We start from the raw sequence: 10,403 nt of genomic DNA on the forward strand, positions 1-10,403 counted from the left end.
CGTATTCACTGTGCCCAAGGTATCCGCCGCAGAGATCAATCAGGGCGAAAGCCTCACCTGGGTGGTTACCTCCAGCGCATTCGATAGTAACGCCGCGACCGCCGCCACCGGTGATATCACCGGCCCCACCGCTTTTGCCGCAGAGGTCGCCGGGGCCGGTGCTGCCAGCCTCGCGGTCAAGTTTACCGGCGTACCGGGCACCGTGAAGGCCTAGGTGAAGCATGGATCTGGACCAACGAGCCGCAGAGCGCGCGTTTCGCAAATGGGGCAAGCCCGCTACCTATGGCGATGGTAGCGGTGAGCCTATCGATTGCAAGGTGATCATTGAGCAGGAGATCGATGACTTCGATGAGGATGAGCGCGTGCGGGTACCGCGTGTTGAATTGAGTCTGCTGGTGAGTGAGGTGGGGGCTTATAACGCAGAAGCGGTGATTACCCTTGGTGGTGTGGCGTATCAGGTGCGCAAGCGGCTGGCGGATGATGGGGTTGTTTGGCGAGTGTTGGTGGATACTTAGCCTAAACCGACAAGTCAGCAGAGGATTTATGGTCACCGTGACTGTTATTTTCTGGGATTGCCCAAGTTGACGAATAAAACCTTCAAAATCAATGGGTTGAGAGAGCGGTGAAAATTGTGGATAGTGGTCAAGATGACCACTTTTATAGATAGGCCGATGGTACTAGATGACCGTAATCTATTGATTTAGTAGAAGAAGACGGCGTGTTGTCGTAAATTTGTATCAGAAATAGTGGTCAAAGAAATAGTAGTCATGATGACCACTATATAAATGTTAAGCAAAATAGAGATGCGAGAATACTTTAGAATTTTATCGTCCATTTCAATTACATTGATACTGATGGCGGTGTTGGCGTCATTGTTGTCAGGAGTAATTGCGATAATGGCTGCAAGCCAAAATGTGCTTAGAGCATTTATGTTTCCTTTTGTGGTTTCATGGATAGGGTTCTTGATGTTTGGCGTAATCGGATCTGCATTATGGGCATTGATATTCAATTATTCTGATTTTTGGAAAGTTTCAAAAATGATAAGACAGTCTGCGGCAGCACTAATTTCTATGTTCGTAACTTTATCAATTTTTTGCCTGTTTTCCGGTTTAAGCTCTGATAGCAAAGCTATCGAATACTTTGTTGCGCCATATTTATTGGTGGTGGTTGTCTTCCCTGTGGTGCTCGCTAGTATTTTTATCTACAAATTTCTATATGTTAAAGGCGGTTCGTAAAAAATTTAAAATCGCAACTTTAGTGGATACCGTTGTAAAATGTGAGCAAGACGGAGAGTGTGTACTAAGTATTGCTTAACAAGGCCGGGCAATTTACTCCGGGCCTACGGCCCTCCGTGGGACAGCTTACCTTGTGCACGTTTTGCACGGGTCGCTGTGCTCCCATTTTCGCGCAAAACACGCACAAGGTAAGCTGCCCCTGCCGGCGGCGTTAGTCAGAATAAAGCGTGAAAGAAGTATTAATCTTAATATTGGTTTTTGTGTCGAGTACAGTTATGGCAGAGTCAATACCCGAGGGCGCAGATCTGGACGTCCGATCTGAAATCGGCCACCCACCCTCTATAGAAAGCTTGCACTTTAATTTGCAGGGTGCAGGAGAAGAAGGTGTTTACATCCTTTCTGTTTATGAAGGTCTTGAATATTATCTTGGCTCTGAGTCATTTGATGGACTAGAAGAAAGGTTTTCCGCAATTGATGGCGTATCCGGTGCTGAGCACGCGGATCGAGAAATTTTCGTGGTTTATTCACAATCACTGCCATTAGACGATCTGCGTAGCAAGCTCTGGGCAGTGCTCCTGTCGGCAGCTAGCGAGTCATTCCCGGGTGCCTAACAAAGCCGGGCAGATAGCTCCGGGCCTTCGGCCCTCTGCGGGACAGCTTACCTTGCACACCTTTTTCACTGGTCGCTACGCTCCCATTTTCGCGCAAAATGCGCACAAGGTAAGCTGCCCCTGCCGGCAGCGTTATGATTTTTTATGCCTAGAAAGATACACAGAATAGGATTAAGGCACTACGGAGCTAAGACGGTTGAGTTAAATGATTCCGTAGATTGGGAGTCAGTGGTAACCGAAATTTTCATCGGTTTTCTGCTTGGAGTCTTCGCTTATATGGGGTATGTAGGTGGAATTCTATTGCTCTTTGTCCCGTGCTTCATCGGATCAGTTATATGCTTCTACGCAGTGCTAAGAAGTGCGGTGTTGTATTTCTGTAAAAAATCGAAAAAGAAGCGTGTTGATGGCCCAAAATCATAACAAGCGGCTCAAGTACGCAGGCTGCGCCTGCCGGACTCGCTGCTTAGCCGAGCGTTATGTGTAATTAGAAGATGGATATACCTTTAAATGCCATTGGCAAAATTGAGGCTGGCGACAACAAAGGCTGGCAAGTAAAAGTAGAGCCATGTGCAACTGATTCAGAGAATTGTCTTGTTTTAATTTCTCGTGACTTCAGCAACCCAGAAGCAGAAGGCTACGACGACTGGGTAGAGGACTACGAATCATTAAAGCAATATTTTAAAGAGTCAAAGTGGTTAATATCATGGGCATAAATAAAATCACACATAACCAGTTGCAGCACGTTAGCCCACTGCGTGGGCTCGGACTTTCGCTGCTATGCAGCTCAAGCCCGTGTGCAAGGCGTTATGCATAAAAATGGACTATCGAAGACAACAAATTGAAGAGTTGAATTTGGGTGAACGCTGGTTGGGTGCTGAGCACGCCCAGAGTGCATATGATTTTGCGTTAAAGTACAGCGCTACAGATCGATATGGTCTGAATACTGATACAGTATCTTCTATTGACAGATTAGAAATTGAGAGTGCTTCGGTTGCCAAGAACTGGCTTTCTGACAGATTGGATTCCGTAGGGTCGGTTCAAGTCGTGCTTAATGAAAATGAAGTTTTTGTCGTTCAAAGTGACCGGTTCTTGGAGTCATGGCAGGATATATTTATGCCTGCACGAGATGATGCAATGATCATTCACAACAACTCTAAAATCATCGTGTTCTACTGTCACGAGGACGAGTTAGAGATTGGGGTGCGAAATACATAACCAGCATAGGCAATTCGCCCCTGCGGGGCCGGACGCCTTTTCTGCGGCTTTGCCGCTCCAAAGTCGCCGTTGCTATGGGCGTTATGAGATTAAGATGAAACGAATACTTTGCGTACTTTTAGGATTGCTTTCAGTAGGATCGTTAGCATCTCCACCAATTACAGAGCAAGTGCTGACACGAGAGAATGTACGTAAGCTCGGATTCTCGGTCACTGTAGAAGTTTCCCCCGAAGCCACATCGGTAAAGATCGTTGGCCCAAAAAGTATAAATGGAAATTGTTATCCCGGTCGTAGTGGTAATGCACTAATGGATAAAGCGGGAAACGAGCTGACAACGTATGTTACTCAGCTTACAAGCAGTCAAGTTGCACCTGTTGCATTTGGCTATTACACCAGTAACGAAACAAATATGAGTGTTTGGCTAGACTATTTTTGTCCTCCCGATCAGGCCAAGAATAGCAGGCGCTTTGTGGTGCCTTCGGTAGCTGAATATCTCATAACAAGTTTAGGTAGTGGACAGTAAACTGCCGCTGCTAAAGGCGTTATGCAATCCGAGATTTATAGTATGAAGAATTTTCTTATATCTTTGTTGTTGGTCTTGCCAAGCGGTGTGAACGGCGAAGAGTATAGTTGTTTAGATTTGATTGGTACGTGGATTACTAGCAACTATGAATATTCGATTGCAATACAGAAGCAATCCGAAACTACCTATTATAAAGATGGTACGTTCAAAAGTGTTTTCACCTTTACAGGAAATAATGTAACAAAGAGTCAGGTTGAAAGCGGTACTTGGAGCTGCACGGGCGATTTCGTTACTAAAAATACTCATATCGTAAAGGGGGTAACGGTTGACTATACCGAAGTGTACGAAAATATTGTTCTTAATAGCTCTTATCGAAAGTACGCGACTTCACTTATGAACTGTGATGTTGTAAAGGGTGATTGTAAAGGAAAGGTTTACGAGGCAACTAAAAAGTAAAATGCATAACAAGGCAATTAACGTTGCCACTTGCTGTGCAAGTGGCCGGACCTCCGCAAGCTACGCTTGCTCCGGCCCGTTATCGCGGCGTTAAGTTTCCAAGGAGGCTCAGTGTATAACAATATTGAAGAAGCAATGCTTGGACTTTCGGTTTGGAAAAAGCACCTTAGGACTTCGGTAAGCCCAATCTCAAAAAATATTGCATGCAAACCAACATTTGATGCTGATTATTACCGAGAGTCTGTTCTCTATCGATTTGTGGAGCTAACTGAATCTGCTTATACGCTCTATAAAGCAAATTTACTTGTTGGTGCAATTACTACTGCTAGAGCGGCTCAAGAAACGCTTGCAGTTGCTTGGTTTATAAATTCGAAGTTGGAACACTTAACGAAAACTAAAGATCTTTCTCACTTTAGTGGGATAATGCGAAGGCTGATTGTTGGGTGGTCCAATGACGAAGAGTTTCCCGAGAAAATCAATGTATTCAAATGCATTGATTCTGTTGATAAGGCACTCGAAGGGAAATTTAGAATACACTATGAAATGTTGTGTGAATATGCCCATCCAAATTACAGTGGTACTTTTGGTGCGTATGGACAGCCCAATCATGAAACGCTCGAAGTCACGCTGGGATGCTACCCTAGGTCCGAAGAAACTCTTAAAGGGCATATAGAATCAACATTGGTAATTTGTATATCTCTATTGGAATCAATCCAAGAAAAGTATGAATCTGTTATAAGTTCAGCATTAGATGTTTGTTACGAACTTCACCAAGAAGGAAAGCTAAAGGAGAAAATGCAATGAAACTTAACAAACAAAGGCAGTGGATAAACCACTGCTTTGGGCGTTAGCAGTAAGACTTCCCCACGTTTAGTAGACACCCTGTATAGTTAGGTTTCGGCCTAACACGGAGGTGTATCATGGCGAAGAAGAAAGCTCAGGCTTATACGGAAGAGTTTCGTAGAGAGGCAGTAAAGAGGGCTGAGAAGCCTGGAGTAACAACTGCTTCTGTGGCTCGTGAACTGGGTGTTAGCGCACAGCAGATCTATAACTGGCGCCGGCAATTTAATCGATTGTCAGATAAGCAGTTCAATAGCTTGGATGGCGTCGACTATTCCAAGCAAGAAAGTGCAGAAGTCCGCAGGCTCAAGAAGGAGCTACAGGAAGCTCGTCAGGAGGTTGAGTTCCTAAAAAAGGCAGCTGCGTACTTTGCGAACCACCAAGAGTAAAGTACGCACTGATACAGGAGCATGTAGGGTTATTCCCGGTTAGCTTGATGTGTCGGTGTTTAGAGGTCTCAAGATCGGGCTATTATCGGTGGCTTGTTAGACTGGCTTCTCTTAGAGCTGTTAGGAAGCTACGAGTAACTGAGAAGGTGCGAGATACCTTTGCCGAGTTTAAAGGACGTTACGGAGCGCCCAGAATTGCTCGAGAGCTTCAAGAGGGCGGTGAGCCGTGCTCTCGGAACTATATCGCTGCGCTTATGCGGCAGGAGCATATTAAGGCCAGAAACGGCAAAGGCTTTCGATATAGCAAGCCAGTTGAAGCGAACATCCATGTTGCCGCCAATCTGCTTAAACGCTGTTTTGATGTAGACCGGCCAAACTGTCGCTGGACCAGTGATATTACGTACATATGGGTTCGTGACCGCTGGTTGTACCTCGCGGTGGTAATGGATCTCTACTCGCGACGTATCATAGGTTGGGCATTCGATTCTCAGATGACGGATGAATTGACCCGCCGAGCACTGAAAATGGCTTTAAGTCAGCGTCAAGCCAAGCCTGGATTGATTGTGCATTCTGATAGAGGCGTACAATACCGATCTCAGCGATATCAGGATCTCTTATCTGAGAATCACTGTAAGCCGAGTATGAGTCGCCAGGCTAATTGCTGGGACAATGCAGCAATGGAGTCCTTCTTCAGTCGCCTTAAAGTTGAACTGGTGTACGCAGCACCATTCTTAAATGAAGAAGAAGCGAAATCCGAGGTTTTTGAATACATCGAGGTTTTCTACAATAGAACCCGTAGGCACTCTGCACTGGGTTATGTGAGTCCAGCAGAGTATGAGCGCAAATGCGCATAGTTAGAGTGTCTACTTTTTGTGGGTAAGACCAGTGTCCCACTAGTGAAACGTATGAAATTTGAAATAGATTTATCAAAAGGACTGGGCGAACTGAAATTTGGAATGAGTCCAAATGAAGTTGAGAGTATTCTTGGCTCTGATCAATGTTTCGAAGAGTGGATGGGAGGGAATCTTGAGGCGTACTATCTCTACAAAGGCTTAATTATAGGATTTTGTGGTGGCGAATCAGAGGAACCAGATACAAATTCAAAAGTTTGCATATTTACTGTAAAACCAACTCATAGCCTAATTCTGTGCGGCATTGATATTTCTCATCTTGATCGAGATGAAATTATTATCATTCTAGATTCCATTGGTATATCTCATAAAGTTCTTGATAATGGCATTGTGCAAAGTGAATCAGGTAAATTACAGATTAACTTCACCGTTGATGGTATGCTGGACGAACTGTATTTTGAGCAGCATTAAACACATAACAAAAAAATGAACACGGACTCAACTCCGTTCCAGCATTTTTGTGGCGCTTCGCTTTATGCCACAAAAATACTTCCACTCCGTTGAGCCGGTTATTTAGGCGTTATAAAACAGAGCAGTAAATGGATAGTCATCAGAGTTACACAATATGCCTACCTGATTGGGAGAACGTATTGCCAAGGCTTTGTTCAATAATTGAAGCTCCATATCAAACAGGTGATTTTGAGTCGTTCGAAGCCGAGTTTGTAGCATCAGAGAAGAATGAATCTATTTGGCTGGTGACTGGGCGTTCTGGGTGTAAGCTGTCAATCAGGCTAGAAAAGTATGAAGGCTATCAATTTGGTACATTAAGTGGTGCTGGCCATAAATTTTTTTCTGGATCCTTTCTTTTATGGGAATCATATCTTGCCCAAGGTGGCAATCCAGATGCGCAGGAGCAGCCCAGAAAATGATTTACAACAAAGTGCAGCACAACGCAGCTAACGCTGCTCGGACAGCCTACACTGTGTTTCGGCTGCCTGTGTGCACGGCGTTAGAGAGCAATGAAAACTTTGAGTCTAAGCATAGCATGATAAATAAACTTGATAATTCCAATGCAAAGGTTGCAAAGCAAATTTTCACGACATTTCAAAACTCTTATAAAATCGAAGCGCAACTTATAGGTGCTATTGATTTTCCTCCGTTGTCGAGAAGTGTTATAGGTATAGAAAATTCAACAACACTATTCTACGGTTTCAGTGAAAATGAGTCTCTTGCCGGAGTTATAGAAGTTTCTATAAACCGTGATCTCTTAGATATTAATAGTTTAACTGTTGACCCCTGTTATTTTAGAAAAGGTATCGCAGATCAACTAATAAGGTATGTTTTACACGAATTTAATTTTTCAAGCGCAATTGTAGAAACAGCTGTTGTAAATACTCCGGCAATCAATTTATACAAGAAACATGGTTTCGTTGAGTTTAAGCGTTGGACGCCATCCCATGGCATTGAAAAACTGGCGATGTCATTTGAAAATGCACCCTAAAAAGCAAATAAACAGGGACAAATAACAGTTGGTTTTTGCTCCTGCGTCGCCAATTTTAACCAGCTATTATTTGCCCGTTATTCGGGAGTTAAGTGTCAAGCGAGTCATCGAGAGAAATGATGTATACATGTCCGTGTTGTGGGTATATGAGCTTAGAGCTTGAACCTCCTGGAACATTCACAATCTGTGATGTTTGTGACTGGGGGGATGACTCTGTTCAGTTTTCAGACCCAGATTATGAAGGTGGCGCTAACATTTACAGTTTGCGTCAATCTCAGTACAGGTATGTAAATGGCTATAGTGCTAAGCACAATAATTCACTATTTGAAAAAGATCCAAATTGGGTAATCTTATCGGAGCAATCTGATAAAAAATCACACACTGACTATTATGTAGATTCAGATGGTAATACAGGCAGCACTTAACAATGCGCTGTAGGCTGATGACCAGCTTTGTACACTTTATGTGCGGTCGCTACGCTCTCATTTTCGAGTATAATGCACCCAAAGTTGGACGCCCTGAGTGCGGCGTTAAGTGCAATCAGTAGTAAAGAGCATTGAAAATTGAATAGTTTAAGTACGTATACCCTGCTAGTTTTTGCTCTGATTGTCGGTGGCTCTCTTGCATCACAAGCGGGTGTAAATTCACAGCTTCGTGTGGCTCTAAATACCCCTATTCAAGCAGCTTTTATCTCTTTTTTGATCGGTACCCTCATACTAGGATCTATATCACTTTTTCATAATGAAGGTTGGTTCACTAAAGAGTCAATTTCTTCCATGCCTTGGTGGGCTTGGCTTGGTGGCGCTTTGGGGGCGTTCAATATAGCAATGTCTGTATTTTTGGCTCCAAAGCTGGGCGCGCTAGTTTTAGCAATCTCTATTGTTTGTGGCCAAGTTATAGCGTCTCTAGTTCTAGATCATAACGGATGGCTTGGGTATCCCAGGATAGAATTGTCAGTTTCAAGGGTGTGTGGTGCGTTACTCATAGTAGTAGGCGTGCTATTGGTGGCCCGGCGGTAAGCACTTAACAAGTGGCTGACATTCGTTCCGGGTGCAAAATATGAACCCTCCACCGGATAGCCTACACTTCGTCGGGCTGCCGTTTAGCAAGACGTTATAGGGCCCCACATTGACCCATAGTCACTCTTAACTCACAAGCAGGATTAAATTTTTTGATTCAAGCACACACATAAGCATGTCGATAGTATATATGATTAATTACCGAGCACTCGAAGTTGGTACCTCGTGAAAACTCCCAAACGCCTACAGCCTCTCATCGATGATGGTTTAATCGATGAAGTTATCAGCCGCCTAATGAGCGGTAAAGAAGCCGATATATTTATTGTCAGATGCCATGACAAAATTCGTTGCGCCAAAGTCTATAAAGATGCAGCTAAGCGCAGCTTTAAAAAGGCGGCGCAATACCAAGAAGGACGTAAAGTTCGAAGTGGTCGTCAAGCACGCGCCATGCAAAAACGGTCGAACTATGGCCGCCAACAGCAGGAAGAGATTTGGCAGAATGCTGAAGTTGATGCTTTATCCCGTTTAGCCGATGCTCTTGTGCGAGTTCCCGAAACTTTTGGCTGCGTTGACGGTGTATTATTGATGGAATTAATCACTGACGAAGCAGGCGATGTCGCGCCACGACTTGGCGATGTGACAATGTCAGAAGAGCAGGCAATTGAAGATCATGCTCTAATGATACATTACATTAAGCTCATGCTTTGCGAGGGAATTGTACATGGTGATTTGTCCGAATTTAACGTACTAGTTGATGCTTTCGGCCCTGTGATTATCGACTTGCCTCAAGCTGTTAATGCCGCAGCCAATAACAATGCACAAGAATTATTCGCTCGCGACGTCAACAATATGCGTCGTTATTATGGTGAATTTGCCCCTGCCTTATTGCAGACTCAATACGCCAAGGAAATGTGGGCACTGTTTGAAGAGGGTAATTTAACAGCTAGTTCAACGCTCAGTGGTGAGTTTATCGATGATAGCGACAACACTGACGTAGACGCCGTGCTAGAAGAAATTAAATCGGTGATGCAGGAGGAACTGGAGCGAAAAGAACGCATACGTGAATTTGCAGAAGAGATGTGAATTTAGCAGAAAGCACTTCCTTAAGTAACCTTGGGGCTGCCTACAGTGGAAGACAGCTGGTGTATCAGAGAGTAGCGCAGCTAATGCAAAGTATCTGGGAGCAGGGCTTCCTACCCTTTAGCTACGGCTACATCGTTGAAGCCGGTATCAAAGGCTTCAACGATCAGTTGTATCACTACAATGGCCTGATGGAAACCGTGCATCTGTTAAGCAGCCCATCCAGCACCGCTCACTTGGAGTGCTCTATCGCCCAGCACCTCGCAGGAAAAGTCCAGCATCGTAAACTGATCGAGGGCTAAACCTTGCTGACATGGGCGGAGGCTGCCTAGAAAGATAATTTATTCTGGCAGGACCAAGATAAGAAGAGGCTAAAGCGCATTAATAAGTTGATCAACGAATCGATGCGCACGCCCTCCAAAGGCGCCGGTAAGCCCGGGCCCTTAAAAGGTGGGCTCAGCAGTTATTGGTCGCGCCCTATCGATCAAACCAATCGACTGGTGTACGCCTTTGAGGATGACGGGCCTACTATTATTCAATGCCGGTATCACTATTAGCGGCCTAAGTGTTCAATCAGGCTGGTTATTAACCCGGCGATCCTATAGTTCTATATAATATCCAAATGGATATTATTGATGCAAGAAAATTACCCGCTTCCGCACAGGAAGAAAAACGCAGAACTG

General features: G+C 44.4%; 17 protein-coding genes and 2 pseudogenes. All 19 read left to right on the forward strand.

The features are described 5' to 3' along the window. Positions 1–214 (forward strand): annotated as a pseudogene (locus ACCI51_RS18960) (recombinase RecA); the annotation flags it as partial. A 7-nt stretch (positions 215–221) separates the two neighbouring features. Further along, entirely contained in the window at positions 222–515 is a 294-nt protein-coding gene (locus ACCI51_RS18965) for a head-tail joining protein (RefSeq protein ID WP_371844990.1), read from the forward strand. Between the two features lie 288 nt (positions 516–803). Beyond that, on the forward strand, positions 804–1,235 hold the full coding sequence (locus tag ACCI51_RS18970; protein ID WP_371844991.1) for a hypothetical protein: 432 nt from the start codon (positions 804–806) through the stop codon (positions 1,233–1,235). Between the two features lie 227 nt (positions 1,236–1,462). After that, on the forward strand, positions 1,463–1,846 hold the full coding sequence (locus ACCI51_RS18975) for a hypothetical protein (protein ID WP_371844992.1): 384 nt from the start codon (positions 1,463–1,465) through the stop codon (positions 1,844–1,846). 491 nt (positions 1,847–2,337) lie between these two features. Further along, positions 2,338–2,559 (forward strand): hypothetical protein, encoded by a 222-nt coding sequence (locus tag ACCI51_RS18980; protein WP_371844993.1) that lies wholly within the window; start codon positions 2,338–2,340, stop codon positions 2,557–2,559. A gap of 103 nt (positions 2,560–2,662) precedes the next feature. Next, positions 2,663–3,061: a hypothetical protein gene (locus ACCI51_RS18985; protein ID WP_371844994.1), complete on the forward strand. Its 399-nt coding sequence runs from the start codon at positions 2,663–2,665 to the stop codon at positions 3,059–3,061. 94 nt (positions 3,062–3,155) lie between these two features. Continuing rightward, positions 3,156–3,584: a hypothetical protein gene (locus tag ACCI51_RS18990; RefSeq protein WP_371844996.1), complete on the forward strand. Its 429-nt coding sequence runs from the start codon at positions 3,156–3,158 to the stop codon at positions 3,582–3,584. Between the two features lie 42 nt (positions 3,585–3,626). After that, complete coding sequence (locus ACCI51_RS18995) at positions 3,627–4,040, forward strand: hypothetical protein (protein ID WP_371844997.1); 414 nt, start codon at positions 3,627–3,629, stop codon at positions 4,038–4,040. A gap of 111 nt (positions 4,041–4,151) precedes the next feature. Continuing rightward, complete coding sequence (locus tag ACCI51_RS19000; RefSeq protein ID WP_371844998.1) at positions 4,152–4,844, forward strand: hypothetical protein; 693 nt, start codon at positions 4,152–4,154, stop codon at positions 4,842–4,844. A gap of 116 nt (positions 4,845–4,960) precedes the next feature. Continuing rightward, entirely contained in the window at positions 4,961–5,269 is a 309-nt protein-coding gene (locus ACCI51_RS19005) for a transposase (protein ID WP_299589352.1), read from the forward strand. An 11-nt stretch (positions 5,270–5,280) separates the two neighbouring features. Further along, a complete protein-coding gene (locus ACCI51_RS19010) occupies positions 5,281–6,123 on the forward strand; it encodes an IS3 family transposase (RefSeq protein WP_371845004.1) in 843 nt (280 codons plus the stop codon). Between the two features lie 51 nt (positions 6,124–6,174). Continuing rightward, on the forward strand, positions 6,175–6,591 hold the full coding sequence (locus ACCI51_RS19015; RefSeq protein ID WP_371844999.1) for a hypothetical protein: 417 nt from the start codon (positions 6,175–6,177) through the stop codon (positions 6,589–6,591). A gap of 128 nt (positions 6,592–6,719) precedes the next feature. Continuing rightward, positions 6,720–7,049, forward strand: coding sequence for a hypothetical protein (locus ACCI51_RS19020; protein ID WP_371845000.1), 330 nt, complete (start codon positions 6,720–6,722; stop codon positions 7,047–7,049). After that, the gene (locus ACCI51_RS19025; protein ID WP_371845002.1) at positions 7,046–7,621 is read left to right on the forward strand and encodes a GNAT family N-acetyltransferase; all 576 of its coding nucleotides are present in this window, start codon (positions 7,046–7,048) and stop codon (positions 7,619–7,621) included. The genes ACCI51_RS19020 and ACCI51_RS19025 overlap by 4 nt, the downstream gene beginning before the upstream one ends. A gap of 119 nt (positions 7,622–7,740) precedes the next feature. Then, the gene (locus ACCI51_RS19030) at positions 7,741–8,046 is read left to right on the forward strand and encodes a CPCC family cysteine-rich protein (RefSeq protein WP_371845005.1); all 306 of its coding nucleotides are present in this window, start codon (positions 7,741–7,743) and stop codon (positions 8,044–8,046) included. A 138-nt stretch (positions 8,047–8,184) separates the two neighbouring features. After that, entirely contained in the window at positions 8,185–8,640 is a 456-nt protein-coding gene (locus ACCI51_RS19035) for a DMT family transporter (protein WP_299588983.1), read from the forward strand. Positions 8,641–8,865: 225 nt separating this feature from the next. After that, the gene (locus ACCI51_RS19040) at positions 8,866–9,723 is read left to right on the forward strand and encodes a PA4780 family RIO1-like protein kinase (protein WP_299588986.1); all 858 of its coding nucleotides are present in this window, start codon (positions 8,866–8,868) and stop codon (positions 9,721–9,723) included. Positions 9,724–9,782: 59 nt separating this feature from the next. Next, positions 9,783–10,022: a type II toxin-antitoxin system Phd/YefM family antitoxin gene (locus tag ACCI51_RS19045; protein WP_371845003.1), complete on the forward strand. Its 240-nt coding sequence runs from the start codon at positions 9,783–9,785 to the stop codon at positions 10,020–10,022. Positions 10,023–10,064: 42 nt separating this feature from the next. After that, positions 10,065–10,277, forward strand: a pseudogene (locus ACCI51_RS19050) (Txe/YoeB family addiction module toxin); the annotation flags it as partial. Between the last annotated feature and the right edge of the window lie 126 nt (positions 10,278–10,403).

The organism is Microbulbifer echini, from assembly GCF_041447225.1.
GTDB lineage: Bacteria > Pseudomonadota > Gammaproteobacteria > Pseudomonadales > Cellvibrionaceae > Microbulbifer > Microbulbifer echini.

What these genes read in the sequence shown, in the direction of transcription:
- ACCI51_RS18965 (WP_371844990.1), top strand. Translation starts at nt 222, where the DNA reads ATGGATCTGGACCAACGAGCCGCAGAGCGCGCGTTTCGCAAATGGGGC.
- ACCI51_RS18970 (WP_371844991.1), top strand. Translation starts at nt 804, where the DNA reads ATGCGAGAATACTTTAGAATTTTATCGTCCATTTCAATTACATTGATA.
- ACCI51_RS18980 (WP_371844993.1), top strand. Translation starts at nt 2,338, where the DNA reads ATGGATATACCTTTAAATGCCATTGGCAAAATTGAGGCTGGCGACAAC.
- ACCI51_RS18985 (WP_371844994.1), top strand. Translation starts at nt 2,663, where the DNA reads ATGGACTATCGAAGACAACAAATTGAAGAGTTGAATTTGGGTGAACGC.
- ACCI51_RS18990 (WP_371844996.1), top strand. Translation starts at nt 3,156, where the DNA reads ATGAAACGAATACTTTGCGTACTTTTAGGATTGCTTTCAGTAGGATCG.
- ACCI51_RS18995 (WP_371844997.1), top strand. Translation starts at nt 3,627, where the DNA reads ATGAAGAATTTTCTTATATCTTTGTTGTTGGTCTTGCCAAGCGGTGTG.
- ACCI51_RS19005 (WP_299589352.1), top strand. Translation starts at nt 4,961, where the DNA reads ATGGCGAAGAAGAAAGCTCAGGCTTATACGGAAGAGTTTCGTAGAGAG.
- ACCI51_RS19015 (WP_371844999.1), top strand. Translation starts at nt 6,175, where the DNA reads ATGAAATTTGAAATAGATTTATCAAAAGGACTGGGCGAACTGAAATTT.
- ACCI51_RS19020 (WP_371845000.1), top strand. Translation starts at nt 6,720, where the DNA reads ATGGATAGTCATCAGAGTTACACAATATGCCTACCTGATTGGGAGAAC.
- ACCI51_RS19025 (WP_371845002.1), top strand. Translation starts at nt 7,046, where the DNA reads ATGATTTACAACAAAGTGCAGCACAACGCAGCTAACGCTGCTCGGACA.
- ACCI51_RS19030 (WP_371845005.1), top strand. Translation starts at nt 7,741, where the DNA reads ATGTATACATGTCCGTGTTGTGGGTATATGAGCTTAGAGCTTGAACCT.